The sequence below is a fragment of the Pseudomonas sp. B14-6 genome (assembly GCF_013260315.1).
In the GTDB taxonomy this organism is placed as follows: domain Bacteria; phylum Pseudomonadota; class Gammaproteobacteria; order Pseudomonadales; family Pseudomonadaceae; genus Aquipseudomonas; species Aquipseudomonas mandelii.
The window spans coordinates 5,887,592-5,914,169 of the sequence record NZ_CP053929.1 but is presented as its reverse complement, the minus strand read 5'-3'; the positions used below and the strand labels follow the sequence as shown (position 1 = coordinate 5,914,169).

The window sequence follows — 26,578 nt, the reverse complement described above, 5'->3', positions numbered from 1 at the left end:
CGCGGGCAAGCCTCGCTCCTACAAATAAAGCTCCGGAGTCTTACATGACGGCCCACGCCGACCTTTCGCCGACCCTTCAACTCGCCATCGACCTGATCCGCCGTCCGTCCGTGACGCCGGTCGACGCCGATTGCCAGAAGCAGATGATGCAGCGCCTGGGCGATGCCGGTTTCACCCTGGAGCCGATGCGCATCGAAGATGTGGATAACTTCTGGGCGACCCACGGTAAACACGACGGCCCGGTGCTGTGCTTCGCCGGACACACCGACGTGGTGCCGACCGGCCCGGTGTCTGCCTGGCAGATCGACCCGTTCAACGCGCTGATCGACGAACACGGCATGCTCTGCGGTCGTGGCGCGGCCGACATGAAAGGCAGCCTGGCCTCCATGACCGTGGCCGCCGAGCGCTTCGTCGCCGACTACCCGGATCACAAGGGCAAGGTCGCGTTCCTGATCACCAGCGACGAAGAAGGCCCGGCGCACCATGGCACCAAGGCCGTGGTTGAACGCCTCGCCGCGCGCAAGGAACGTCTGGACTGGTGCATCGTCGGCGAACCATCGAGCACTACATTGGTGGGTGACGTGGTCAAGAACGGCCGTCGCGGTTCACTCGGTGCCAAGCTGACCGTTCGCGGTGTGCAAGGTCACGTGGCGTATCCACACCTGGCGAAGAACCCGATCCACCTCGCTGCCCCGGCCCTGGCCGAACTGGCCGCCGAGCATTGGGACCACGGCAACGATTTCTTCCCGCCGACCAGTTTCCAGATTTCCAACGTCAATTCCGGCACCGGCGCGACCAACGTGATTCCGGGCGACCTGGTGGCGGTGTTCAACTTCCGCTTCTCCACCGAGTCCACCGTTGAAGGCCTGCAAAAGCGCGTCGCCGACATCCTCGACAAACATGGCCTGGACTGGCACATCGACTGGGCATTGTCCGGCCTGCCGTTCCTGACCGAGCCGGGTGCATTGCTGGATGCCGTGGCGTCGAGCATCAAGGACATCACCGGGCGCGAAACCAAAGCCTCCACCAGCGGTGGCACCTCCGACGGGCGCTTCATCGCAACCATGGGCACCCAAGTGGTTGAACTGGGCCCGGTCAACGCGACGATTCACCAGGTCAACGAGCGTGTACTGGCCGCCGACCTCGATGTGCTGACCGAAATCTACTACCAGACCCTGATCAAGTTGCTCGCCTGATGCTCGCCTGCCCGATCTGCAGCGAACCGCTCAACGCGGTGGACAACGGCGTGGCCTGCCCCGCCGGGCATCGTTTCGACCGTGCGCGGCAGGGTTATCTGAACCTGCTGCCAGTGCAGCACAAGAACAGCCGCGACCCTGGGGATAACCTCGCCATGGTCGAAGCCCGTCGCGACTTCCTGAACGCCGGCCATTACGCGCCGGTCGCCAAGCGTCTGGCGGAACTGGCGGCGCAGTACGCGCCCCAGCGCTGGCTGGACATCGGTTGCGGCGAGGGTTACTACACCGCGCAAATCGCCGAGTCCTTGCCGAATGCTGACGGTTACGCGCTGGACATCTCCCGGGAAGCGGTCAAACGCGCCTGCAAACGCAACCCGCAGCTGACCTGGTTGATCGCCAGCATGGCGCGGGTGCCGTTGGCTTCGGGGAGCTGCCAGTTTCTCGCCAGCGTTTTCAGTCCGCTGGATTGGGAGGAAGCCAAGCGCTTGCTCAGCACTGGTGGCGGCTTGATGAAAGTCGGGCCGACCAGCGGCCATCTGATGGAATTGCGCGAGCGGCTGTACGACGAAGTCCGTGAATACACCGACGACAAGCATCTGGCCCTGGTGCCGGAAGGCATGGCGCTGCAACACAGCGAAACCCTGGAATTCAAACTGACGCTGGAAAAGGGTCAGGATCGCGCCAACCTGCTGGCCATGACGCCCCATGGCTGGCGTGCCAGTGCCGAACGCCGGACGGCGGTCATCGAGCAGGCGGAGCCGTTCGAGGTCACCGTGTCGATGCGCTACGATTATTTCGTACTTCAATAATTTTTGGTCTTGAGCAACAGCTTGAGGCCGGCTAAATCCGCGAATGGATTTTTCAAGACCGCAGTGAGGACATCCATGCGCCAACCCGATATCGAGATTTACCTGAAAGACGCTGACGTCGACTACAAGGCCGTTGCAGACTGGCTTAGCGAAGCGTTGGGCCAGTGCAGTGAATGGGTCAAGAAGGGCCAGACCTACAAGTGCAAGGCCGGCAACGTGTCGGTCACCTGGCTGCCGAAAGCCGTGGGCAAATGGAACAGCCTGTTCCTGGACAGCGACCAGACCCCGTGGGAAGACGACATCGCCTGCGCCCGCGCCGCGTTTGCCGCACTGAATGTCGAAGTGCGTTGCGCACCGGGCAGCTGGGTTGAGGAAGAAGGTGAAGAAACGGCCGATCGCTGGATGCGCATCAGCGCTGACGGTGAAGAAGAAATCATCTGGAAAACCGCGTAATCCAGGTTCCCACAAAACTTGTAGGAGCGAGGCTTGCCCGCGAAGCTTTTAGCGCCAGTGATGACGCCTTCGCGGGCAAGCCTCGCTCCCACAGGTTTTTTGTGTGATATGAGGAGCGGGGTTACAAACCCACCACATCCTCTGCCTGCAAGCCTTTCTCGCCGGTCACCACGGCGTATTCCACCTGCTGACCTTCAGCCAGCGAGCGATGCCCTTCGCCGCGGATCGCGCGGTAGTGCACGAACACGTCCACCCCGTCCTCGCGCTGAATGAAGCCGTAGCCCTTGGCGTCGTTGAACCACTTCACATTGCCGGTTTCGCGCGTAGCCATGAATTGATACCCCCTTCTTTTTATTGTTGAGGCGCCGAGTATATGACAGGCGCCAAAACTCTCAACTCAACTTTACTTACCCGCTTTTTTGCCGATTTTCGACGAATACGGCACACTATCGGCCGCCCGAGCAATTGCTTGGTTTTACTCACTCACGCAGAAGCCGTATGACCCGTTCCCCGTTCCGCCGTCTTGTTTTTGGCACCCTGCGCCGACTGCTCTATCTCTGGGTTCGCTCGGAGACGATCAACCAGTCGTCGTTCACCCTCAACCTCGACCGCAGTCGTCCGGTGTTCTACGTCCTGCAAAACCCTTCGCTGACCGACCTGGCCGTGGTCGACACCGAATGCAGCAAAGCCGGCCTGCCCCGTCCGGTGCTGCCTGTGTCGGTGGGTAATCTGGTGGAACCCGCCGCATTTTTCTACCTGACACCGGAGCCCGACTGGCTCGGCCGACAGGACAAACGTGGTGCGCCGCCCACCCTGACCCGCTTGGTCAGTGCCCTGAGCCAGAACGCCGCCGAAGACGCGCAGATCATTCCGGTCAGCGTGTTCTGGGGCAGTCACCCGACAGCGAATCGAGCCCGTGGAAATTGCTCTTCGCCGACAGTTGGGCCGTTACCGGTCGCCTGCGTCGGTTGCTGAGCGTCATCGTGCTGGGGCGCAAGACCCGCGTGCAGTTCTCGGCACCGATTCACTTGCGAGAGCTGATCGACCACAACAAAGGCCACGAGCGCACGGTGCGCATGGCCCAGCGGATCCTGCGGGTACACTTCCGCAACCTGAAAGCCGCGGTGATCGGCCCAGACATTTCCCACCGTCGCAACCTGGTCAAAGGCCTGCTCAATCAACCGCTGGTCAAGCAAGCGATCCTCGACGAAGCCGAGCGCGAGAACATCTCTCCGGAGAAAGCCAAGGCCCAGGCGCTGCGCTATGGCAACGAGATCGCTTCGGACTACACCTACACCGCGATCCGCTTCCTGGAAGTAGTGCTGAGCTGGTTCTGGAACAAGATCTACGACGGCATCAAGGTCAACCACATCGAAGGCGTGCAGAAAGTTGCCCAGGGCCACGAAGTGATTTACGTGCCGTGCCACCGCAGCCACATCGACTACCTGCTGCTGTCCTACTTGCTGTTCCGCAATGGCCTGACCCCGCCGCACATCGCCGCCGGGATCAACCTCAACATGCCGGTGATCGGCAGCCTGCTGCGTCGTGGCGGCGCGTTCTTCATGCGCCGCACCTTCAAGGGCAATCCGCTGTACACCTCGGTATTCAACGAATACCTGCACACTCTGTTCACCAAAGGTTTCCCGGTCGAGTACTTCGTCGAGGGCGGCCGCTCGCGCACCGGGCGCATGCTGCAACCGAAAACCGGGATGCTGGCAATTACCCTGCGCAGCTTCCTGCGTTCATCGCGCATGCCCATCGTGTTCATTCCGGTCTACATCGGCTACGAGCGTGTGCTGGAAGGCCGAACCTACCTCGGCGAACTGCGTGGTGCGAGCAAGAAGAAAGAATCGATCTTCGACATCTTCAAAGTCATCGGTGCGCTCAAGCAGCGTTTCGGCCAGGTGGCGGTGAACTTCGGCGAACCGATCAAACTCGCGGAATTCCTCGACAGCGAACAGCCCGACTGGCGTAAACAGGAACTCGGCCCGCAGTTCAAACCGGCCTGGCTCAACGAAACCACCAACCGTCTCGGCGAAAAAGTCGCACAGCATCTGAACGAGGCGGCGGCGATCAACCCGGTCAACCTGGTGGCCCTGGCGTTGCTGTCCACCACCCGCTTGGCGCTGGATGATCGCGCCATGGCGCGGGTGCTTGATTTGTATCTGGCGCTGTTGCGCAAGGTCCCGTATTCGCCGCACACCACGCTGCCGGACGGTGACGGCCGGGCGTTGATCGAGCATGTGAAGGACATGGACCTGTTGTCCGAGCAAAGCGATGCCCTGGGCAAGATTTTGTATCTGGACGAGCAGAACGCCGTCCTCATGACCTACTACCGCAATAACGTGCTGCACATCTTCGCCCTGCCCGCCTTGCTCGCGAGTTTCTTCCAGAGCGCCTCGCGCATGAGCCGCGAACAGATCCTGCGCTACACCCGGGCGTTGTATCCGTACCTGCAATCGGAGCTGTTCATTCGCTGGTCGCTGGACGAGCTGGATGGCGTGATCGATCAATGGCTCGAAGCGTTCGTCGAGCAAGGGTTACTGCGTTTCGAGAACGACGTGTACCTGCGCCCGGCGCCGAGTTCGCGGCATTTCGTGTTGCTGACGTTGTTGTCGAAGAGCATCGCCCAGACACTGCAACGCTTCTACATGACTGTGTCCCTGCTGCTCAACAGCGGCCAGAACAGCATCAGCGCCGAAGAACTGGAAGACCTGTGCACCGTCATGGCCCAGCGCCTGTCGATCCTGCACGGGCTGAATGCCCCGGAGTTCTTCGACAAGAGCCTGTTCCGCCACTTCATTCAAACCATGCTGGATCTTGACGTGCTCAAACGCGACGAAGCCGGCAAGCTGAGTTATCACGAACTGCTGGGCGAACTGGCCGAAGGCGCGGCGAAACGGGTGTTGCCGGCGGAGATCCGTTTGTCGATCCGTCAGGTGGCGTTGCATCGCAGCGAAGATGCGGCGGATCAGGTCGCCCCTCAGCCCGAGGCTTAATGTAATCCCTGTGGGAGCGAGCTTGCTCGCGCCCACATTGACCGGAGATCGGCGATGAAAAAACTCTCTTTGTTGGCAATGACCACTTTATTGGGCGCCTGTCAGACGATGCAACCCGCCGCTAAAACCGCCCTCGATGGTGAAGTCTTCTACCTGCAACGCATTGCCCTGCCACCGAGCGCCACCTTAAGCGTCAGCTTGCAGGACGTGTCCCTGGCCGATGCACCTGCCGTGGTCCTCGACGAACAGAAAGGCCCGGTCAAAGGCCAGGTGCCGCTGCCGTTTCATCTGAGTTACGATCCGGCCCAGGTCAAACCCGGCCATCGCTACTCCGTCAGCGCGCGCATCGAAGTCGGCGGCAAACTGATGTTCATCACCACCGAACACCACGCCGTACAGCTGGATGGCAGCGATCCGCAGCCACTGAAAATCCGCGTCGACGCCATTCGCTAATGTCTCTTTTTTGAACAAGGAAGCCGCCATGCTCCGCCCTACCCTTCGCTTCGCCGGCCTGTGTGCAGGCTTGATGATCTCCGCCAGCGCACTGGCGCTGTCGCTCAATGACCTGTCGCAAAAAGACGCCACCGGTGGCCTCAAGGATGCCCTGACCCAAAGCGCGCAACTGGCCGTCAAACAACTCGGCACGCCGGGCGGCTTCAGCAACAACCCGGACGTGAAAATCGAACTGCCGGGCAAACTGGGCAAAGTCGCCAGCAAAATGAAACAGTTCGGCATGGGCGATCAGGTCACTGAGCTGGAAACCAGCATGAACAAAGCGGCCGAAACCGCCGTGACCCAGGCCCAGCCAATACTGGTGGATGCCGTGAAGAAGATGAGCGTCGATGACGCCAAAGGGACTCTCAGCGGCGGCAACGACTCGGCCACCCAGTACCTGAGCAAAACCAGCCGCGAACAGATTCGGGTCAAGTTCCTGCCGATCGTGAAACAAGCCACCGACCAGGTCGGCCTGGCCAAGCAATACAACACCTTCGCAGGCCAGGCAGCGACCATGGGCGTGCTGGATACCAAGAACGCCAACATCGAAAGCTACGTGACCGAGCAGGCACTGAACGGCTTGTTCGAGATGATCGGCAAACAGGAAGAAGCCATTCGCAAGAACCCTGCGGCGGCGGCGACGAGTCTGGCGAAGAAGGTGTTTGGTACGCTTTAATTCCAGGCAATTGAAACTCGCAAAAAAGCCCACTGGTCTTTACAGGTCAGTGGGCTTTTTCCGTTTGCGCTACTGGTGCGGATCAACCTGATCCAGAACGCGATTTACCGATAACTCCGCCAGCGAAATCATCTGTTGAACCGCCAACATAAGATTGCATGTCGGTCCGTTCAGACCGAAGGCTAACTCACTGGCCATCACATTTGCCGAAGCGAGGGTTTCGCAGGCGTGAGCCAAAAGGGTTTCGGAATCAACGTTGGGGGCGATGACGAAAACCGAGCTGGGACGACGGTCAGCTTTAGCCTTTTTTTCGGGTGGTGGCGCCAAATAGTGATCAAGAGCGCGAATTGCCGCGTCGTGGAGTTTTTTGGAATCGAGAAAGGCGTAAGGGGAAACCGGGTCGGTTTCTTTTTCCAGTTCTGCTTCCGTGTCTGGAGGATTTGGGCTGTCTTTAATCATCGTGTAACTCCTGAAGTAGTGGAGCTGTCACCGTTCGCTGCGAAACGAACATAAGGTGGCAGCTGTACGCAGGTTCGCAGACCGGGACTTCAGGAACCCGGCAGACCCGAAGATCTCCCGCGCACAGCCGCCATAACACAGGCATAAAAAAACGCCCGCTTTCGGATGGTGGACGCTGTGCGTCTGAAGTTTAACCGGGCTGCGAAACCCGGTCGCTGCTTTTTGCAGCGACACCCAAAAGCCTAGAGATCGCGCTTCCGACAGACAACCTGAAAATTTCGTGGGAAGGTTCTGATGTTTTGGCAGATCTTTAAACATAGTCGCCTGCCAGATCGCCATCGCGGGCAAGCCCGCTCCCACAGGGTTTTGTGTCGTACACGGTATTTGTATTCAGAAGATTAACCGTGGGAGCGAGCCTGCTCGCGAAAGCGGTCGTCCATTTGCGAAATGTATTGCCTGACACGACGCCATCGCGAGCAGGCTCGCTCCCACAATTTAGAGCGGTGAACGTCAGCAAGAGAGCGGGCGGCCCGAAGGCCGCCGAGATTACACCGACTCTTTCTTGATCCTGAACCACGCCGCATACAACGCCGGCAAAAACAGCAATGTCAGTGCCGTCGCCACGATCAACCCGCCCATGATCGCTACCGCCATTGGCCCAAAGAATACGCTGCGAGACAGCGGAATCATCGCCAGCACCGCCGCGAGCGCGGTCAGCACAATCGGTCGGAAGCGTCGCACCGTGGCTTCGATGATTGCTTGCCACGGCTTGAGCCCGGCGGCGATGTCCTGCTCGATCTGGTCCACCAGAATGACCGAGTTACGCATGATCATCCCGGACAGTGCGATGGTCCCGAGCATCGCGACAAAACCGAACGGCTGACGAAACACCATCAGGAACAGCGTCACGCCAATCAGACCCAACGGTGCAGTCAGGAACACCATCACCGTGCGCGAGAAACTGCGCAGTTGCAGCATCAGCAAGGTCAGCACCACCACAATGAACAGCGGCACGCCGGCCTTCACCGAGTTCTGGCCACGGGCCGAGTCTTCCACCGTGCCGCCGACGTCCAGCAAGTAACCGTCCGGCAATTCGGCGCGAATCGGGTCGAGGGTCGGCAAGATCTGCTGCACCAGCGTCGCCGGCTGTTCCTTGCCGTAGATGTCGGCGCGGATCGTCACGTTCGGCAGGCGATTACGGTGCCAGATGATGCCTTCCTCAAAGCCATATTCAAGCGTCGCGACCTGAGACAGCGCGACGCTGCGGCCGTTGTCGGTCGGCACCGCCAGGCTCGGCAGCAACGACAGTTCGGTGCGCTCATGCAGGGTGCCGCGCAGCAGGATCTCGATCAACTCGTTATCTTCGCGGTACTGGCTGACACTGGACCCCGTCAGGGAGCTTTGCAGGAACTTCGACAGGTTCGCCGTGCTCACGCCCAAGGCCCGGGCGCGGTCCTGATCGACGTTCAGGTAGACGACTTTGCTCGGTTCTTCCCAGTCCAGATGGACGTTCGCCACGTGCGGGTTCTCGCGAACCTTGGCCGCCACTTTGCGGGCCAATGCACGGACTTCCTCGATGTGCTCACCGGTCACCCGGAACTGCACCGGATAGCCAACCGGCGGACCGTTTTCAAGGCGTGTGACCCGAGAGCGCAAGGCCGGGAATTGTTCGTTGAGGGTTTCGATCAGCCAGGTGCGCAGGGTTTCACGCTCCTCGATGGTCTTGGCCAGGACGACAAACTGAGCAAAGCTGGCCGCCGGCAGTTGCTGATCCAGCGGCAGATAGAAACGCGGCGAACCGGTGCCGACGTAGGCCACGTAGTTGTCGATACCGGCGTGATCCTTCAGCAAGGCTTCAAGGCGTTTAACCTCGTCGGCGGTGTTGCTCAGGGACGCGCCTTCGGCGAGTTTCAGATCGACCATCAATTCAAGTCGACCCGAGGCCGGGAAGAATTGTTGCGGCACAAAGCGGAACAGCACGATCGAGCCGATGAACAACACCACGGTCAGCACGATGACAGTTTTACGCCAGCGCACGCACCACTCCACCAAGCGCCTGACCCGTTGATAGAACGGCGTGCCATAAGGGTCGGGCTGACCCGTGCCATGTTTGGCGGCATGAATCTTCGCCAGGTCCGGCAGGAGTTTTTCCCCCAGGTACGGCACAAACACCACCGCCACAATCCACGAAGCCAGCAACGCGATGGTCACCACCTGGAAGATTGAGCGCGTGTATTCCCCAGTGCCCGATTGCGCCGTGGCTATGGGCAAGAATCCGGCGGCGGTAATCAGGGTGCCGGTAAGCATCGGGAACGCGGTGCTGGTCCAGGCATAACTGGCGGCCTTGATACGGTCGAAGCCCTGCTCCATTTTGATCGCCATCATTTCCACGGCGATGATCGCGTCGTCGACCAACAAGCCCAAGGCCAGCACCAACGCGCCGAGGGAAATCTTGTGCAGGCCGATGCCAAGGTAATACATGCAGGCGAAGGTCATCGCCAACACCAGCGGAATCGCCAGCGCCACTACCATGCCGGTGCGCACACCGAGGGAGAAAAAGCTCACCAGCAACACAATCGCCAGGGCTTCCACCAACACCTGAACGAACTCGCCGACACCGGTTTTCACCGCTGCGGGCTGATCGGAAACCTTGCGCAGCTGCATGCCGGCCGGAAGGTTTTTCTGGATGCGGTCAAACTCGATCTCCAGCGCCTTGCCCAACACCAGAATATCGCCGCCGTCCTTCATCGCCACGGCCAGACCGATAGCGTTTTCCGCCATGAAGCGCATTCGAGGCGCCGGTGGATCGTTGAAGCCGCGACGCACGTCCGCCACATCGGAAATACGGAAAGTGCGATCACCGACGCGAATCGGGAAGTTCTTGATCTCATCGACTGTCTGAAAATTCCCCGAGACCCGTAGCTGCAATCGCTCGCTGGTGGTTTCAAAGAACCCGGCGGTGGACACCGCGTTCTGCTCTTCAAGGGCTTGCTGCACCGCGGCCAATGGCAGACCGAGCGTGGCAAGTTTGACGTTGGAGAGTTCGATCCAGACCTTCTCGTCTTGCAGCCCGAGCAGATCGACCTTGCCCACATCCTTCACCCGCTGCAGCTGGATCTGAATGCGGTCGGCGTAATCCTTGAGCACCGCGTAATCAAATCCCTCGCCGGTCAGCGCATAGATATTGCCGAAGGTGGTGCCGAATTCATCGTTGAAAAACGGCCCCTGGATGCCCGGCGGCAACGTATGCCGAATGTCACTGACCTTTTTGCGAACCTGATACCAAAGGTCCGGTATTTGCACCGAATGCAGGGAGTCACGAGCAATGAACGTCACCTGGGATTCGCCCGGACGGGAGAACGACACGATGCGTTCGTATTCCCCGGTTTCCATCAGTTTCTTTTCAATGCGCTCGGTGACCTGGCGCGAGACTTCCTGCGCCGTGGCGCCCGGCCAGTTGGTGCGGATCACCATGGCCTTGAAGGTGAACGGCGGGTCTTCGCTCTGGCCGAGTTTGGTGTAGGAAAGCGCGCCGACGACAGCCAGCAAGAGCATCAGGAACAGTACGATCTGGCGATTGCGCAGCGCCCATTCGGAAAGATTGAAACCCATCGGGGATTACTCCTTGTCCGCCAGATTGACCACGCGGTTGGAGCGATCCACCGGGCGCACTTGCTGCCCTTCAAGCAAAACATGGACGCCAGCGGCCACCACCCAGTCGCTGGCATTCAGGCCTTCGAGCACCGGGACGGTTTTTTCGCCGAAGGCACCGACCCGGACCGGGGTTTTCTTCAAGGTATTGTTGGCACTGACGACCCAGACATAGGTCGCGCCGTTTTCCGCCGTCAGTGCCGATAGCGGTACGGACAGCGGTATCACGTCAGTTGTCTGGACGAACACCCGGGCGCTCTGGCCGAGTTCGGCCGGGACCTTGCCGCCGGTGAATGAAATCCGGGCAGCGAAGGTGCGGGACTTTGGATCGGCAGCGGGCGACAGCTCACGGATGCGCCCGGCAAAACGCTGATCGGGCTGGGTCCAGAGTTCTACCGAGACGGGCTGACCAACCTTGAAGCGGCCGAAGCTCTGCTCCGGCAAGCTGATCAACACTTCACGCTCGCCATCGGTGGCGAGGGTGAACACGGTTTGCCCGGCCGCCACCACTTGCCCGACTTCCACCGCACGCTTGGCCACCACGCCATCCTGAGGCGCTCGCAGCACCGCGTAGCTGGCCTGATTGGTGGAGACGTTGAATTCGGCTTTGATTTGCTTGAGGCGTGCTTCACCGGATCGGTAAAGGTTTTCGGCGTTGTCGTACTGCGAACGGCTGACCATCTGACGGTCCATCAGCGTCTTGTAGCGATCACGCTCGGCGCGCACCAGGCTCAGATTGGCCTCGGCGGCGGCCACTTGGGCACGGGAGGCTTCCAGTTGCAGGCGCACGTCCTGGGGATCGAGTTCGGCCAAAGGCTGATCGGCCTTGACCCGCTGCCCTTCTTCTACCAGTCGTCGACTTACCTTGCCGCCGATGCGAAACGCCAGGTCCGGCTCATAACGAGCCCGCACTTCACCCGGATAGCTTTCCATTGCCTGGGCCGAAGGCTCTGGCTGTACCACCATGGCCGGGCGGACAGTGGTTTTCGGCGCCTCTTCGTGGCCACACGCAGACAATAGAAACGCCAGACACACTGGCAACGCGAGGGGCAAGGCATAGCGGAACATGGTGAAGGACCTTTCGCTAATGGTGCTTGGAATAATTATACTGGCGAGTATGTTATTAATAGCAAACTCACCAGTCCAGTATTAAAGCGAAGAATGTCGAACAATCTTTCAGCACCCAACGGCCCGGGCCGCCCCAAGGATCTGGCCAAGCGCCAGGCCATCCTCGATGCGGCGAAAATTTTGTTTCTGAGTAATGGTTACGCCAGCACCAGCATGGATGCCGTGGCGGCTGAAGCCGGCGTGTCGAAGTTGACGGTCTACAGCCATTTCAACGACAAGGAGACGCTGTTCTCCGCCGCCGTGATCGCCAAGTGCGAAGAGCAGTTGCCCACACTGTTTTTCGAGTTGCCGGACGGCATTTCGGTAGAAACGGTGCTGCTGAACATCGCACGCGGCTTTCACCAGCTGATCAACAGCGATGAATCGGTGAACCTGCATCGGCTGATAATGGCCTTGGGCAGCCAGGACCCGAAACTCTCACTGATCTTCTTCGAGGCCGGGCCACAACGCATGTTGCATGGCATGGAGCGGTTGCTGACCAAGGTTGATCAGAGCGGCGCGTTGAGCATCGATAAACCGCGCAATGCGGCCGAGCATTTCTTCTGCCTGCTCAAGGGCGCGGGCAATTTCCGCTTGCTGTATGGCTGCGGAGAGCCGGTGACGGGCGATGCGGCTGAGGAACATGTACGGGAGGTGGTGGGGTTGTTTATGCGGGCTTATCGACCAGAGACAGCCTGATAAGGCTTGGTTGTCTGGTCTGTCGCCTTCGCGGGCAAGCCTCGCTCCGACAGGTTTAACACAGACCCTGTAGGAGCGAGGCTTGCCCGCGAATGGTGCAACGCGGTCCTACGGCTTGAGCGCTTTCTTCGGATAAATGTCATACCGACTGGATTTGCCGTCCAGCGCATGACTGGGCTTGGGTCCGGCAATACACGGCGCCTTGCGCGGACGCTTGACCACCACCCGATGGCTGGCCAGTGCCAATGCGGCCTCGAGCAGTGCCGGCGCATCGGGATCATCGCCGACCAACGGCCGGAACAGACGCATTTCCTTCTTCACCAACGCCGTTTTCTCACGGTGCGGAAACATCGGGTCGAGGTAGATCACTTGCGGCGGCTCGCCTTCCCAGTTGCGCATGACCTCGATTGAGTTGCCTTTGAGCAACTTCATCCGCGCCACGATTGGCGCCACGTCGAAATCCTCCGCGCCACGGGCCAGTCCATCCTCGAGCAACGCGCCAATCAGCGGCTGACGCTCGATCAGGCTCATCTCGCAGCCAAGGCTCGCCAGCACGAACGCATCCTTGCCCAGCCCCGCCGTGGCATCCAGCACACGCGGACGCACGCCTTGGGCGATGCCCACCGCCTTGGCGATCATTTGCCCAGTGCCACCGCCGAACAACCGCCGATGCGCCGCGCCACCCTCGACGAAGTCCACCCGCACCGGCCCCGGTGCGTCCGGCCCCAGTTGTTGCAGCTGCAAACCTTGTTCGCCCACCTGCAAGGCAAACTCGCCGTCATCCACGTGCAAAGGCAAGCCCAGGCGTTCGGCCCACTGCTCGGCTTGTGGCTGAAACGCCGGGGCTGAGGCCTCGACATGGATGCGGCAGGCCGCAGGTTGCTCAATCATGGGGAAACACGCTCAAAAAATTAATGATCGGCAAAAACGGCCGATAACAAAACTAACGAGCATTTTGCCAGAGCTGAGCGTCGACCGAGAAAAATGTCAGGCATTCAATCCACATCCGTAGGCTACATATCGCGTCATGGCGATTATGGCCTGCGAAATTCCCAGGCACTGAGCGGCGTCAGTCACCTGTGGCAGGATTTTTTTGCCCAGGCCCTGGCCGAACAGTCGACGGATGTGGTGCCGGCGTGTGGCACGTTTCCTCCGGTTGATCTCGAAAGCCCGGTGGAGCCGACCGTCGGCAGCGAACTGCTGGCGCACATCGTCAGCCAACGCGAATGCGATGTGAAAGAAACCGAGGTCAAACCACCCGAGCCGCTGTTCCTGCCGATTGCCGAGTTCGAAATGGACCTGGCCGACAAGCCTTTCCCGCCGTTCCCGGCTGAAGAAATCGTCGCCCAGCAGAAGCAACAAGACTTTGAAAGTGGCTGGGTGCGGCCGATCGTGCTCACCGCCGGCCAGCCTGCGCCAGAAGCCGGCCCGGCACCACAACCGCGTCCTCTGCACTTGCCGATCGCCGAATTCGAATTCGACCTGCTGGACAAACCGTTCCCGCCGTTCTCCCCCGAAGAATTGGTCGAGCAACAAAAACACTTCGATTTCGATACCGGCTGGGCTCGCCCGATCGTCCTGCAAAACCTGCGCATCGCCGCCTGACCTTCAACAAAAGCCCTCAGCGACACACCCACCACGGCCCGACATCGACATGAAAGTGATTGCGATGGGCGGCGTTGTAGTCCGGGCTCAACACCACACTGAACACGCCACAGGCGCCATCGCGGACCTGGCGCAGAAACTGGGCGTCCTGATTATCCTTGGGCCAATCCTTGAGCAAGCTGATGGAGCGACCATCCGCCAGGCGGAAACCGGCGATGTCCAGCGCATCGGCGCTGGCGTGCTGGCTTCGCCTGCCGTTTTCGCGGCCATAGACGTTGCGACAGGCGAAGCTGCCAAGATGATCGACCCGGCTGACAGGCTGCCCATACACCGCTTGCGCGGCGGGTTGCAGGGCGTGGTGCTCGAACAGGGCAAACGACACCGCCAAACGGCAACTGGCGAGAAAACTGCTGCTCAACGCCACATCGCCGCCCTGGACACGCAAGGTGTTGATCAATGGGCACGTCGCGCCGGGGCTGTCGGCCTGATGCGCAACGCGTAAACCGGAGCTGCTCAAGGCCTGATCACACAATTGCGGATCATCGCGCAGGCGCATCAGTTTGTAGCGTGTCAGAAAGTTCGGGGCGGCCTTCACGTCCAGCGGCGCCCAAGGGTTCCACTGGGGTGGCAGCGAGATCCAGCCGCGCCAGACGCTCACGCCCGCCGCACCGATCATTAACAGCATCAACAACAGCCACCACCGAAACCGCATCGTCAGCCTTTGAACAATTGATTGGCCTTGGCGTATGGCATCGACCGTGACGTGAACCCAAAGGTGCCCGACGTCTTGATCTCTTCGGCCGCGCGGAAAAACTCGCCGTAGGCCGCCAAGGCCAGGGCCGAGCCGACGCTGATGCGTTTGACGCCCATCTCACTCAATTGCTCCACCGTCAATTTGAGCCCCCCGGACATCAACACGTTGACCGGTTTCGGCGCCACGGCGCGGACCACCGCCAACACGTCTTCAGCGCTGCGCAGCCCCGGCGCGTACAACACGTCCGCGCCCGCTTCAGCGAACGCCTGCAAACGGCGAATGGTATCGGCCAGGTCAGGATTGCCGTGCAGAAAATTCTCGGCACGGGCGGTCAGCATAAAAGGGAAAGGTAGGCTGCGAGCCGCTGCGACGGCGGCTTCAATGCGCGCCACGGCATGTTCGAAACAGTAGATCGGCGCGTCTTCACGACCGGTGGCATCTTCGATCGAGCCCCCGACCGCACCGGCCGCCGCGGCCGCCAAAATGCTTTGTGCGCACTCAGCCGGGTCGTCCGCAAAACCGTTTTCCAGATCCACTGCCACCGGCAGATCGGTGGCCGCGACAATCGCTCGCACGTTCGCCAGCGTATCGTCGAGCGTCAACCCTCCATCAGGGCGTGCGTTGGAAAAGGCATAACCGGCACTGGTGGTCGCCAGCGCCTCGAAACCCAGGCTGGCGAGCATCTTCGCCGAGCCGGCGTCCCACGGATTGGGAATGACAAAAGCGCCCTCGCGTTCGTGCAGTGCTTTGAACGCCTGGGCTCGAAGGGTTTGCGCATCCATTGGCAGGCTCCTGAAAAGGGGAACGAATCCGCCTCAGAGCAGGCCAAGTTGCTCGGCGGCGGGTTCTCTGTATAGCTCAGGCAACGGCGGCAAGCCAGGCAAACGCACCATCAGTTTTGCGTGAAAACGTTGCGCCAGTTTGGCCGCCAGCAAGTTATCGGCAGTGTGCAGGAAGATGTAGGGCGTGCGGCCCTCTTCGATCCACAAAGCGATTTTCTCGACCCATGGCTCCAGAAACGGATCGTTCGCCTCAAGCTGCGGATGGCCGATGAAACGCACCTGCGGAAACTGGGTAAACGCTGCCGGACGTGGCGGCACCCTGGGCTTTTTCGACTGAGCGTGGAGGACCGAAGGATCGGTCGACGTGCAACTGAACAGGGCTCGCGGATCAAGGCAGATGCGTTCTACGCCCCGATCCAGCAGCAGACGATTGAGCCGGCGCTCGCTATCGCCTTTGGCAAAGAACTCGTCATGCCGCACTTCAACGGCCAGCGGTCGCTCAAGTGCATCGATGAAGCCGGCCAGTTCGGGCAATCGGAGTGGCGTGAAGCTTTTCGACAGTTGCAGCCACAGGGGCGAAACCCGTTCACCGAGCGGGCTGAGCAATTGCAGGAAGGTGTCAGCGGCGGTCAGTTGCTCGCGCAGGTCACCGCCGTGGCTGATGTCGCCGGGAAACTTGGCGGTGAAGCGAAAGTGTTCGGGCATGATTTCGGCCCAGCGCTGCACGGTGCTGGCAGCCGGGCTCGCGTAGAAGGTCGTATTGCCTTCTACGGCGTTGAATACTTGGGAATAGAGATTCAGGAAGTCAGCGGGCTTGGCATCTGGCGGATAAAGATAATCGCGCCAGGCGTTTTCACTCCAGGAAGGGCAGCCGAGGTAATAAGGCAGCCGCATCAGATGTACAGGTCGAGGCCCATTACATCGGTATCCCAATCGACAAAACCGGCGGTGCTCAGGTAGCTGGCGAGTGCCGTGGCGACGCTTTTGCTCATGGCGCGGTGGTAGATCATGTCTTGCTGACGGGCCGGGAGATTGCTCAGGCGTTGCGCGGAAGCCTTGGCGGCACGGGCGGCCATTTGCTCTTCGGATGGGATTTCCAGCTCGCCGTCGATATCGACGTAGTCGTCATCCGCCACAGGGCCTTTGCGAGGCTTGCGCTTGAGGGGGTAGGACTGGGAGGAAAGGCCGTCTATACGCATAAGTACATGTCCGGTATCAGTAATGGCAGTTTAGTGGCACATAACCCACTTCGCAAACCACCGAGTGATAACTAGAACACAGAAATACGAAAAGGTTTAAAAGCTGGGGGATAAATCGACGATTGGCCGCAGTTGGAATGTTCATTGTGGTGAGGGAGCGTGCCCCCGTTCGGCTGCGCAGCCGTCGCAAAACCTGCCGACTCGGTGTTGCTGATGGAATCCTGGGGTCGCTTCGCAACCCAACGGGAGCAAGCTCCCTCGCCACAACAGCATTGGGATCAACGCGCTTTCGGCGTCGCCACTTTGTCGCGCAGATAAACCGGCTGAGCCTCGTCCGCCACGATTGCCTCTCCACGCGCCCAGGCAAACCGCGCCAGCGTCAGCAGGTCTTCGGCGTGCGGCAGCATGCCTGCATCCTGCCCACTCAGATTGACAGCGATGCGCTCGGCATACCCCCAGCCCGTGCCGGCGCCGAACCATTCACCGCTGGCATCAGCCGGCAATGCGGCCACTTCCGGCGCCAACACCGCTTCATTGCCGACCAGGCGCATCTCCCCTGCCGTTTCGCGGTAGCACCCCCAATACACCTCATCCATGCGCGCATCGATGGCGGCTGCGACCTGGCTGACGCCGTGTTCGCGATAAGCCCGTTGTGCCAGTACCGCCAGGTTGGAGACCGGCAACACCGGGCGATCCAGCGCAAACGCCAGGCCCTGCACCACACCAATGGCGATCCGCACGCCGGTGAATGCGCCCGGGCCACGACCGAAGGCGATGGCATCAACCGCTTGCAGGGTGGTCCCGGCGTCGGCGAGCAACTGCTGGATCATCGGCAACAGCTTTTGCGCATGCAGGCGCGGGATCACCTCGTAATGGCTCGTGACCTTGCCGTCATGCAGCAAGGCAACGGAGCAAGCTTCAGTCGCGGTGTCCAGGGCCAGCAAGGTGCTCATCGATGTTTCCGTAAGAGAGGTCAGAAAAAGTGCGCCAGTATAAACAACTACGGCCCGCAAGCGGGCCGTAGAAGATGAAGCGATTCAGACTTTTCAGTTCAGCGCTTCAAGCACCTTGCCGGTGATCGCTTCAACCGAGCCAACACCTTCGATGTGGCTGTACTTCGGTTTGCCTTGAGCGGTGGACAGCTCCTGGTAAAACTTCACCAAAGGCTCGGTCTGAGCGTGGTAGACGGAGAGACGATGACGCACGGTTTCTTCGGTATCGTCTTTGCGCTGTACCAGCTCTTCGCCAGTGATGTCGTCCTTACCGGCAATTTTCGGCGGGTTGTAGACGATGTGGTACACGCGACCTGAAGCCTCATGCACGCGACGACCGGCGATACGCTGGACGATGTCCTCGTCCTTGACGTCGATCTCGACCACGTGATCCAGCTCGACGCCGGCTTTCACCAGGGCTTCAGCCTGGGGAATGGTGCGCGGGAAACCGTCAAACAGGAAACCGTTGGCGCAATCGGCCTGGCTGATGCGTTCCTTGACCAGATTGATGATCAGGTCATCGGACACAAGGCCACCGCTGTCCATGACGCTCTTGGCGATCAGGCCCAGCTCGGTGCCAGCCTTGACAGCGGCACGCAGCATGTCGCCGGTGGAGATTTGCGGGATGCCGAACTTTTCGGTGATGAACTTAGCCTGAGTACCTTTACCGGCCCCGGGAGCTCCCAGCAGAATGACGCGCATCGATGTGCTCCTCAATTTTTTATATAGATAACAACGGATTCGCCTCGTGGGGCCAATCTCAAAAACAGGGTCGTGACCGCCCAAACGGCCAAAGGCTGATCAAGATACACAGCAGGCCCGGACCACACAAGCCGCCGAAAGTCGGAGAAACCCGCGCCTTGCGTGACCTTGGGACGGGGTACTCCTAGTCGCAACCCCGTCATTAACTGTCGCTTGTCAGACCTTTTCAGCCCCTTGTCCACCGGCACCCGAAGCTCGCGCCGGGTGCCTTCCCCCCACGACGAAAACCTTAGCCGGTATTTCGCAAACCGGCAGCAATCCCCGCCACAGACACCAGCAGCGCCTGTTCTACCGGGCTGCCCTGCGCCACTTCCTGTTGCCGCGAACGCGCCAACAGTTCGGCCTGCAATAGATGAAGCGGGTCGAGATAGGTGTTGCGCAAGCGGATGAATTCGAGGGTGTCTGGGCTATGTGCCAGTAGCTGAGACTGACCGGTCAACCCGAGGACCACAGCGCACGCCTGCGACAATAGGTCGCGTAAATGCGCACCCAAAGGGAGCAAATCAGGCTCGACCAGACGCTCATCGTAGGATCGGGCGATGTCAGCGTCCGCTTTAGCCAGGACCATTTCCAGCATGTCGATGCGTGTACGGAAAAACGGCCACTGTTCGCGCATCTGCCCCAGCAACTCGCCCTCGCCACGTTCCAACGCCTTGCTCAGCGCCGCTTCCCAGCCGAGCCAGGCCGGCAACATCAGGCGCGTCTGGGTCCAGCCGAAGATCCATGGAATGGCGCGCAGGCTTTCAATCCCGCCGGCGCGGCGCTTGGCCGGGCGGCTGCCCAACGGCAAGCGACCCAACTCCTGCTCCGGGGTGGATTGGCGGAAGTACTCGACGAACTGCGGATTTTCCCGCACCACGGCGCGGTAAGCCTTGACGCCGTCGGCGGCCAATTCGTCCATCAAATGGCGCCACGCCGGTTCCGGTGGCGGCGGTGGCAACAGTGTCGCTTCCAGCACCGCCGCCAAGTACAGATTGAGGTTCTGCTCTGCGATGTCCGGCAGGCCGAATTTGAAACGAATCATTTCCCCCTGCTCGGTGGTGCGGAAACGCCCCGCCACTGAACCGGGTGGCTGCGACAGAATCGCCGCATGCGCCGGACCACCACCGCGCCCCACGGTGCCGCCGCGACCGTGGAACAACAGCAGCTCGACTTGCTGCTCGCGGCAGATGTCGACCAAACGCTCCTGCGCCCGATACTGCGCCCAGGCCGCGGCGGTGGTGCCTGCGTCCTTGGCCGAGTCGGAATAGCCGATCATCACTTCCTGTGGCCCTTGCAAGCGCGAGCGATAGCCCGGCAGCAGCAACAGCTTTTCAATCACAGGGCCGGCGTTGTCGAGGTCGGCGAGGGTTTCGAACAAGGGCACCACGCGCATCGGCCGCAATACGCCGGACTCTTTGAGCAACAGTTGCACGGCGAGCACGTCGGAAGCGGCACCGGCCATGGAGATCACATAAGAGCCGAGCGAGGCCCCCGGGGCGGCAGCAATTTCCCGGCACGTCGCCAGCACTTCGGCGGTGTCGGCCGACGGCTTGAAGTACGCTGGCAGCAACGGCCGCCGATTGTTCTGCTCACGCACCAGGAAGGCGATGCGCTCTTCCTCGCTCCAGTCTTCGTAGCGACCGAGGCCGAGGTAGTCGGTAATTTCAGTCATCGCCGCCGTGTGACGGGACGAATCCTGGCGCACATCGAGCCGCACCAGGAACAGCCCGAAGGTCACCGCCCGACGCAGGCAATCGAGCAATGGACCGTCAGCGATCACGCCCATGCCGCACTCGTGCAAGGAGTGGTAACACAACTCCAGCGGATCCAGCAGGTCGCGGTTGTTTTGCAGCACATCAGCCGGTGCCGGGGTGGTGGCCGTCAAAGAGGCATGCGCCCAATTACGCGTCGCCCGCAGACGTTCACGCAACTGCTTAAGCACCGCGCGATAAGGTTCGGCGCTGTCCCCTGCCTTGGCTTTCAGTGCATCGCTGGCCTGTTGCATCGACAGTTCAGCGGCGAGGTGATCGATGTCGCGCACGTACAAATCCGCAGCCATCCAGCGCGCCAGCAGCAACACCTCGCGGGTCACGGCGGCCGTCACGTTCGGGTTGCCGTCACGGTCGCCCCCCATCCACGAGGCAAAGCGAATCGGCGCGCTTTCCAGCGGCAGATGCAGGCCGGTGGCGGCGTGCAGGGCTTTATCGGCCTTGCGCATGTAGTTGGGGATCGCCTGCCACAACGAATGCTCGATCACCGCGAAACCCCATTTGGCTTCGTCGACTGGCGTCGGGCGGGTGCGGCGGATTTCTTCGGTGTGCCAGGCTTCGGCGATCAGGCGCTGCAACTTCGCCTGGATCTGCTCGCGTTCGGCTGTCGTCAGGTCGCGATGATCCTGTGCGGCCAGTTGCGCGGCGATGGCGTCGTACTTCTGGATCAGCGTGCGGCGCGCCACTTCGGTCGGGTGCGCGGTGAGGACCAGCTCGATTTCAAGCCGTCCCAGTTGCCGGGCCAGGGATTCGGCGCTATGTCCCTCGGCACGCAGGCGCGCGAGCAGTTCCGGCAACACCCGTGCTTCAAACGGCGCCGGTTGCGACTCTTCCCGGCGGTGAATCAACTGATACTGCTCGGCGATATTGGCCAGGTTGAGAAACTGGTTGAACGCCCGCGCCACCGGCAACAACTCGTCTTCGCTCAATTGGTTGAGGCTGGCGCTCAGCTCGGCGTCCATCGAACCGCGACGGTCGGCTTTGGCGCCCTTGCGGATCTGCTCGATCTTGTCGAGAAAGCCGTCCCCGTACTGTTCACGAATGGTGTTGCCCAACAGCTCACCCAACAGGTGAACGTCCTCGCGCAAGCGTGCATCAATATCGGTCATCAGCAGTTCTCCAGCGAAAATCCGGGTGTCTATGAATGCCATGCTCTGTTAACAGAGAGTGCCGCTCTAAAGCGCTTCTTACAAGCAGACGACGAAGGGGCGGTAAACCTTATGGGTACGAGCTAGTCTGAAGAGTAAGCCGTACAACGGCTTGCCGCCGGCCACTGGCGGACACTCACACGCCTGCCACGAGCAGGAGCGAAATGAGGTTTTTATGAAAATCCGCGAACTTGCCCAGCATTGGGAAGAAAACGCCAAGGGTCGCCTGACCGACACCGGTTACAGGATTCATCTGGACATGGAAGCGGCCGCACGGCTGGCGGCGATTACCGAGATGTATCCCAAACGCCAACCCGAAGAACTGCTTGGCGAACTGATCGGCGCCGCGCTGGAAGAGCTCGAAAAGAGCTTTCCATACGTGAAGGGATCGACCGTGGTCGCCACCGATGAAGAAGGTGATCCGCTGTACGAAGACATCGGCCCGACCCCGCGTTTTCTCGCGTTGTCACGGCGTCATTTGCACGATTTGTCATCAAGCGATGACAAGCAGAAACACTGATCCCCCCGCCGAACCCTGTGGGAGCGAGCCTGCTCGCGAATGCGGTTGAACATTCAACATTTCTGTTGGCTGATACACCGCTAGCGAGCAGGCTCGCTCCTACATTTAGCCTGCGTATCCCTTCGATAATCGCGTGTTCCCGAGCCTTGAAAAGGTCGGGCATACCGCTGCACATCGCCAAAGTTCCCGATTTAGAGCCTTGTCCGTTCGGTCAAAGTATTTTCGGGCGATAGGCCATCTTCTCTGAACTTTTGAAAAACCCCTCGGGTCACAGCCATTAACCACGCCTGGGACGGCCGTTTCAAAACACCCCCGGAAATTGACGGTTACGGCTCCTTGCCCAGCATGGATTTTAAGTTTTTCAGGAGTTACACCAATGGAGTTGAAGACCATGAAGACCCGAACTGCCAAATCCTCGTTCACCCACCTGCGCAGTCTGAAACTGGCTGCCCTGGCAATCGGCAGCAGCTTCGTACTGGCCGGTTGTGCTGGCAATCCGCCGACCGAGCAATTCGCCGTGACCCAATCGGCTGTGAATGGCGCCGTCAGCGCCGGCGGCACCGAGTTCGCCGCCGTGGAAATGAAGTCCGCGCAGGACAAGCTCAAGCAAGCCGAAATCGCCATGCACGACAAAAAGTATGCCGAGGCCAAAGTGCTGGCCGAGCAGGCTGAGTGGGACGCTCGCGTAGCCGAACGCAAAGCTCAGGCGATGAAAGCCGAACAAGCTGTGAAGGACTCTCAGAAAGGGGTTCAGGAACTGCGTCAGGAAAGCCAGCGCACCGTGCAGTAAGCGCGCATCCCGACACCAGACTTGAAGCTCTTATCGATAGAAAGGACGAATTATTATGCGTACACAATTGATGATCCCCGCTCTCCTGGCCGCAAGCGTTGCACTGGCTGCCTGCTCCACGCCGCCTAACGCGAACCTGGAACAGGCCCGCACCAACTACAGCGGCCTGCAAGCCAACCCGCAAGCCAGCAAAGTGGCGGCACTGGAAACCAAAGACGCCAGCGATTACCTGGACAAGGCCGACAAGGCCTATATGGACAAGAAAGACCCGAACGAGGTCGACCAACTGGCTTACCTGACCAACCAGCGTGTTGAAGTGGCGAAGCAAACCATCGCCCTGCGCACCGCTGAAGCCAACCTGAAAAATGCTTCGGCGCAACGTGCCCAGGCCCGCCTCGACGCTCGCGATCAGCAGATCAAGCAGCTGCAAGACAGCCTCAACGCCAAGCAGACCGATCGCGGTACGCTGGTGACTTTCGGTGACGTGCTGTTCGCCACTGACCGTGCCGACCTGAAATCCAGCGGTCTGGTGAACATCAACAAACTGGCGCAGTTCCTTCAGGAAAACCCTGATCGCAAAGTGATCGTCGAAGGCTACACCGACAGCACCGGTACGGCTTCGCATAACCAGTCGCTGTCCGAGCGTCGTGCCGGTTCCGTGCGCATGGCGCTGGTGAAGATGGGCGTTGATCCAGCGCGCGTCGTTGCGCAGGGTTATGGCAAGGAATACCCGGTTGCGGAAAACACCAGCACCTCGGGTCGTGCGATGAACCGTCGTGTGGAAGTGACCATTTCCAACGACAACCAGCCCGTGATGCCGCGTTCGGCGATCAGCTCGAACTAAGCTTCACCCGCTGAAACACAAAAGCCCCGCCTGAGTCGATCAGGCGGGGCTTTTTATGTCCGCAGTTCACACACCCCTTGTAGGAGTGAGCCTGCTCGCGATAGCGGTGTGTCAGACAACAGAAGTGTTGAATGCTAAACCGCTATCGCGAGCAGGCTCACTCCTACAAGGATCTTCAGTGAATGCAGGACCGGGTTACTGCTCCAGCTTCTGCGGAGTTTCTTCGCCCATGCAGCGCACGGCTTTTTTCTTGTTGTTGACCAAGACGCCCGTCAGGCCTTTCTGTTCAGTGTCAAACATCACCAGCACGCCATCGATGCACTGGGCCACTTGCGAGGCAGGCTCCAGGGAGACTTTGTAGTCCTCTCCCGGCACGGTCTTGATCATGGTGAAGTCGCTGAGCAGCAGCGCATCTTCCGGTTTGGCGAAGTGCAGGTAGCCGTAGAACCACAGGGCACCCACCGTGCCGAGGATGCTGCAGATACCGGTGATGATCAGCGGGATGGCGTTACGTTCTTCACTCATTGCGGACTCTCTGATGGTTCATCTTCTGAATTCGGGGGTGCCGGGTAGTTGGGGATTTCACCCAAGCGGCGCAGGCCGTTGAAATGCTGCGGGTCGTCGAGATAACGCAGCATGACCTTGCGCCAGACCGGGTCGGCAAATGTCTGCACATGGCCACCGCGGGTCAATTGCAGCACGCGTGGCGGCGGCGCAGCTTGATACAGACGGATGCCGTTGGAAAGGGGCACGATCGGATCGTCGATGCTGTGGTAGATCAGTTTCGGTACGTCGTTGAGCTGCGCCATGGAGTTAATCGCGCTGTCACCGTCCGGCACCAGCCACGAGAGCGGCACCTGGAACGCCCAGGTCAGCCAGGAATTGCTCAGGGCGAACCGGCCGATGCTGCGATAACTGGCGGGCACGCCGTCGAGGACGAAAGCCTTGAGTTGTTTCTGCCGTTCGGGATGTTGGACCAGGTAGTGAACCGCCATGGAACCGCCGAGGCTCTGGCCCAGCAGGATCAACGGCTTGCCTTTGACTTCCGGTGCCTGGTCGAGCCACTTGAACGCGGCGTCGATGTCCTGATATATCGCCGGCAGACTCGGTTCGCCTTCGGACAACCCGTAACCGCGATAATCGATCAACAGCACTTGATAGCCTTCCTCCGGCAACCACCAACTGCCGCCCAGATGCATCGGCAGATTGCCGCCATTGCCGTGCAGATGCAGCACCGTGCCCTTGACCTCGACACCTTTTTTCGCCGGCAGCCACCAGGCGTTCAGCCTGAGGCCATCGGCGGTGGTCAGGGTCACTTCGCGGTAGTCGAGCTTGGCTTTTTCCGGGGTGAACAGTTGGCCCGGCTCAGGGTAGAACAGCAGGGAGCTGCAACCGCTCAAGGTCAGGAGAAGGCAAAGGATGCCGAGGATTCTCATCCGTTGAAACCTCGCAAGAATTGGAGTTGAAACACATTGCCCTGTAGGAGTGAGCCTGCTCGCGAAGGCGGTGTGTCAGACAACATCAATGTTGAATGTTCGGCCGCTATCGCGAGCAGGCTCACTCCCACAGGGGATTTCGTGATCGTTAGAGAATGTTGGAGTAATCCGCTTCTATCCGGTCCAGGCTCAGGTGGTTGAGGAAGTTGGAGAAGCACATCCACGCCGACAGTGCGTTCAGGTCGCGGAACTGATCCGGCAAATACTTCGGCGGCACCACCAGCCCTTCGTCCACCAACTGACGCAAGGTACGCATGTCTTCCAGCGTGGTCTTGCCGCAAAACAGCAGTGGAATCTGTTCAAGCTTGCCCTTACGCACGGCCAACTGAATGTAGTTGTAAACCATGATAAAGCCCTTGAGGTAGGACAAGTCTTTGGTAAAGGGCAGGCCGGTCGGTATCGAACCACGGAACACCCGGCTGGCATTGCCGTAGCTTTCGGCCATTTCGAAGCCTTGCTCGCGGAAGAATTCGAAGACCTGCAAGAAGTCCGCGCCCTCCTCCACCATGTGAATGGCCCGGGTGCGGTTGGTCAGTTTGCGCAGGCGGCTCGGGTACGACGCGAAGGTGATGATTTCCATCAGGATCGCCAGCCCTTCCTGGGTCACCGTCGACGACGGCGGGCCTTTGGACAGGAAGGTGCAGATCGGCTGGTTCAGCCCGTTGAGCGTGGTGCCGACGTGGACCAGCCCTTCATGAACTTCCAGGGCGCGCACGTCACGTTCGTTGAACATCGCGTCGGTGCGAATCTTGATGTAGTCGGCGCCGGCCGCCGCATCGGCGACAATGCCGTCGGACTCGAACACCCGAATGGTCTCTTCGGCCTCGCCAAACACTTTGCTCAGCCGGGTTTGCAACAAATGCACGGCATCCTTGGCGGTGAGGATTTTCGGCTCGTCCTTCAGGTCACCCCGGCCATCGATGTTGTTCAGGTAATCGGAGAGCATCAGGCCGAGGTCGGACAGGGTCGGGTCACCGGCATGAAACGCGTCGGACGCAGCGCCGTACAACTCCTGGGAAATCAGGCCGAAATCTTCGGTGCCGCGCGCTTCGAGCATGCGCACCACCATCCGGTATTCCTTGCACATGCGCCGCATGATTTGGCCGACCGGGTTGAACTGGCCGAGCTGACGGGTGATGTCACGCTCGATGTTCTGGAACTCCAGCTTCACTTTGCTGGAATCGAACGAGAGCGGCCGATTGAGGTAATAATCGCGATCTACAGCGGGCATTTCCTTGCCCTTGGCCTTGAGGAACCCCTTGCGGATGCTGTCGTCCCACTTGACCGCATCGAGGACGCGAATCGGCGTCTGCGCCAGCACAATGCGATCGGACAAAATGCGTATCGTCTGCTGGTAATCGTCCACCCGAAACTCCTGTAGAAAAACCGTT

Annotated in this window: 25 protein-coding genes and 1 pseudogene; 11 read left to right on the top strand and 15 right to left on the bottom strand. The window is 60.2% G+C overall.

Annotation, left to right across the window (positions count from 1 at the left end):
* The first annotated feature begins 44 nt into the window (after nt 1–44).
* The 3 genes from dapE (at nt 45) to HP062_RS26930 (ending at nt 2,458) form a co-directional block, all read left to right on the top strand.
* Nucleotides 45–1,196 carry a succinyl-diaminopimelate desuccinylase gene (gene dapE / locus HP062_RS26940; RefSeq protein ID WP_010462857.1) on the top strand — a complete coding sequence of 384 codons (1,152 nt, stop codon included), beginning with the start codon at nt 45–47 and terminating at the stop codon, nt 1,194–1,196.
* A complete protein-coding gene (locus HP062_RS26935) occupies nt 1,196–2,005 on the top strand; it encodes a putative RNA methyltransferase (RefSeq protein ID WP_172792328.1) in 810 nt (269 codons plus the stop codon). Before dapE ends, HP062_RS26935 begins: the two co-directional genes overlap by 1 nt.
* 75 nt (nt 2,006–2,080) lie before the next feature.
* Nucleotides 2,081–2,458: a hypothetical protein gene (locus HP062_RS26930; RefSeq protein WP_010462860.1), complete on the top strand. Its 378-nt coding sequence runs from the start codon at nt 2,081–2,083 to the stop codon at nt 2,456–2,458.
* A gap of 121 nt (nt 2,459–2,579) precedes the next feature.
* On the opposite strand, the gene HP062_RS26925 is transcribed toward HP062_RS26930, so the two are convergent.
* Nucleotides 2,580–2,789, bottom strand: a complete 210-nt coding sequence (locus HP062_RS26925; RefSeq protein ID WP_010462862.1) for a cold-shock protein — start codon at nt 2,787–2,789, stop codon at nt 2,580–2,582.
* A 167-nt stretch (nt 2,790–2,956) separates the two neighbouring features.
* On the opposite strand from HP062_RS26925, the pseudogene plsB reads away from it, so the two are divergent.
* The 3 genes and pseudogenes from plsB to HP062_RS26910 all read left to right on the top strand — a co-directional run bounded on the left by plsB (nt 2,957) and on the right by HP062_RS26910 (nt 6,628).
* Nucleotides 2,957–5,457, top strand: a pseudogene (plsB, locus tag HP062_RS26920) (glycerol-3-phosphate 1-O-acyltransferase PlsB).
* Between the two features lie 54 nt (nt 5,458–5,511).
* Nucleotides 5,512–5,910 (top strand): YbaY family lipoprotein, encoded by a 399-nt coding sequence (locus HP062_RS26915; protein ID WP_010462866.1) that lies wholly within the window; start codon nt 5,512–5,514, stop codon nt 5,908–5,910.
* Nucleotides 5,911–5,938: 28 nt separating this feature from the next.
* A complete protein-coding gene (locus tag HP062_RS26910; protein ID WP_172792327.1) occupies nt 5,939–6,628 on the top strand; it encodes a DUF4197 domain-containing protein in 690 nt (229 codons plus the stop codon).
* Between the two features lie 69 nt (nt 6,629–6,697).
* Here HP062_RS26910 and HP062_RS26905 read toward each other — a convergent pair whose 3' ends face one another.
* The 3 genes from HP062_RS26905 to HP062_RS26895 all read right to left on the bottom strand — a co-directional run bounded on the left by HP062_RS26905 (nt 6,698) and on the right by HP062_RS26895 (nt 11,806).
* Nucleotides 6,698–7,087 carry a DUF6124 family protein gene (locus HP062_RS26905; RefSeq protein WP_077748318.1) on the bottom strand — a complete coding sequence of 130 codons (390 nt, stop codon included), beginning with the start codon at nt 7,085–7,087 and terminating at the stop codon, nt 6,698–6,700.
* Between the two features lie 546 nt (nt 7,088–7,633).
* On the bottom strand, nt 7,634–10,699 hold the full coding sequence (locus HP062_RS26900) for an efflux RND transporter permease subunit (RefSeq protein ID WP_145306825.1): 3,066 nt from the start codon (nt 10,697–10,699) through the stop codon (nt 7,634–7,636).
* Between the two features lie 6 nt (nt 10,700–10,705).
* The gene (locus HP062_RS26895; RefSeq protein ID WP_172792326.1) at nt 10,706–11,806 is read right to left on the bottom strand and encodes an efflux RND transporter periplasmic adaptor subunit; all 1,101 of its coding nucleotides are present in this window, start codon (nt 11,804–11,806) and stop codon (nt 10,706–10,708) included.
* 93 nt (nt 11,807–11,899) lie between these two features.
* On the opposite strand from HP062_RS26895, the gene HP062_RS26890 reads away from it, so the two are divergent.
* Nucleotides 11,900–12,544 carry a TetR/AcrR family transcriptional regulator gene (locus HP062_RS26890; protein ID WP_102593520.1) on the top strand — a complete coding sequence of 215 codons (645 nt, stop codon included), beginning with the start codon at nt 11,900–11,902 and terminating at the stop codon, nt 12,542–12,544.
* 108 nt (nt 12,545–12,652) lie between these two features.
* On the opposite strand, the gene HP062_RS26885 is transcribed toward HP062_RS26890, so the two are convergent.
* Nucleotides 12,653–13,435 carry a class I SAM-dependent methyltransferase gene (locus HP062_RS26885; RefSeq protein ID WP_010462878.1) on the bottom strand — a complete coding sequence of 261 codons (783 nt, stop codon included), beginning with the start codon at nt 13,433–13,435 and terminating at the stop codon, nt 12,653–12,655.
* 93 nt (nt 13,436–13,528) lie between these two features.
* On the opposite strand from HP062_RS26885, the gene HP062_RS26880 reads away from it, so the two are divergent.
* A complete protein-coding gene (locus HP062_RS26880; protein WP_172792325.1) occupies nt 13,529–14,149 on the top strand; it encodes an energy transducer TonB in 621 nt (206 codons plus the stop codon).
* 16 nt (nt 14,150–14,165) lie between these two features.
* On the opposite strand, the gene HP062_RS26875 is transcribed toward HP062_RS26880, so the two are convergent.
* From HP062_RS26875 to ppc, 7 genes are all read right to left on the bottom strand, one after another.
* Entirely contained in the window at nt 14,166–14,861 is a 696-nt protein-coding gene (locus HP062_RS26875) for an extensin family protein (RefSeq protein ID WP_172792324.1), read from the bottom strand.
* A 2-nt stretch (nt 14,862–14,863) separates the two neighbouring features.
* Nucleotides 14,864–15,685, bottom strand: a complete 822-nt coding sequence (locus tag HP062_RS26870; RefSeq protein ID WP_145306828.1) for an oxaloacetate decarboxylase — start codon at nt 15,683–15,685, stop codon at nt 14,864–14,866.
* A gap of 33 nt (nt 15,686–15,718) precedes the next feature.
* Entirely contained in the window at nt 15,719–16,579 is an 861-nt protein-coding gene (locus tag HP062_RS26865; RefSeq protein ID WP_172792323.1) for a DUF72 domain-containing protein, read from the bottom strand.
* Entirely contained in the window at nt 16,579–16,884 is a 306-nt protein-coding gene (locus HP062_RS26860; protein WP_010462890.1) for a hypothetical protein, read from the bottom strand. The genes HP062_RS26865 and HP062_RS26860 overlap by 1 nt, the downstream gene beginning before the upstream one ends.
* 278 nt (nt 16,885–17,162) lie before the next feature.
* The gene (gene tsaB / locus HP062_RS26855) at nt 17,163–17,837 is read right to left on the bottom strand and encodes a tRNA (adenosine(37)-N6)-threonylcarbamoyltransferase complex dimerization subunit type 1 TsaB (RefSeq protein WP_010462892.1); all 675 of its coding nucleotides are present in this window, start codon (nt 17,835–17,837) and stop codon (nt 17,163–17,165) included.
* A 93-nt stretch (nt 17,838–17,930) separates the two neighbouring features.
* Nucleotides 17,931–18,578 carry an adenylate kinase gene (gene adk / locus HP062_RS26850; RefSeq protein ID WP_010462894.1) on the bottom strand — a complete coding sequence of 216 codons (648 nt, stop codon included), beginning with the start codon at nt 18,576–18,578 and terminating at the stop codon, nt 17,931–17,933.
* A 289-nt stretch (nt 18,579–18,867) separates the two neighbouring features.
* The gene (gene ppc, locus HP062_RS26845) at nt 18,868–21,498 is read right to left on the bottom strand and encodes a phosphoenolpyruvate carboxylase (RefSeq protein ID WP_077748312.1); all 2,631 of its coding nucleotides are present in this window, start codon (nt 21,496–21,498) and stop codon (nt 18,868–18,870) included.
* 214 nt (nt 21,499–21,712) lie between these two features.
* Here ppc and HP062_RS26840 point away from each other — a divergent pair, with 214 nt between their 5' ends.
* The 3 genes from HP062_RS26840 to HP062_RS26830 all read left to right on the top strand — a co-directional run bounded on the left by HP062_RS26840 (nt 21,713) and on the right by HP062_RS26830 (nt 23,691).
* Nucleotides 21,713–22,057 (top strand): hypothetical protein, encoded by a 345-nt coding sequence (locus tag HP062_RS26840; protein WP_010462899.1) that lies wholly within the window; start codon nt 21,713–21,715, stop codon nt 22,055–22,057.
* 376 nt (nt 22,058–22,433) lie between these two features.
* Nucleotides 22,434–22,847, top strand: coding sequence for a DUF4398 domain-containing protein (locus HP062_RS26835; RefSeq protein WP_010462902.1), 414 nt, complete (start codon nt 22,434–22,436; stop codon nt 22,845–22,847).
* Between the two features lie 55 nt (nt 22,848–22,902).
* Complete coding sequence (locus tag HP062_RS26830) at nt 22,903–23,691, top strand: OmpA family protein (protein ID WP_172792322.1); 789 nt, start codon at nt 22,903–22,905, stop codon at nt 23,689–23,691.
* Between the two features lie 195 nt (nt 23,692–23,886).
* Here the strand turns inward: HP062_RS26830 and HP062_RS26825 are convergent, their stop codons facing one another.
* The 3 genes from HP062_RS26825 to HP062_RS26815 all read right to left on the bottom strand — a co-directional run bounded on the left by HP062_RS26825 (nt 23,887) and on the right by HP062_RS26815 (nt 26,553).
* A complete protein-coding gene (locus tag HP062_RS26825; protein ID WP_010462905.1) occupies nt 23,887–24,216 on the bottom strand; it encodes a hypothetical protein in 330 nt (109 codons plus the stop codon).
* Nucleotides 24,213–25,127 (bottom strand): alpha/beta hydrolase, encoded by a 915-nt coding sequence (locus tag HP062_RS26820; protein ID WP_154503267.1) that lies wholly within the window; start codon nt 25,125–25,127, stop codon nt 24,213–24,215. The genes HP062_RS26825 and HP062_RS26820 overlap by 4 nt, the downstream gene beginning before the upstream one ends.
* A gap of 148 nt (nt 25,128–25,275) precedes the next feature.
* Entirely contained in the window at nt 25,276–26,553 is a 1,278-nt protein-coding gene (locus HP062_RS26815; protein ID WP_010462909.1) for a flavohemoglobin expression-modulating QEGLA motif protein, read from the bottom strand.
* Nucleotides 26,554–26,578 lie beyond the last annotated feature (25 nt).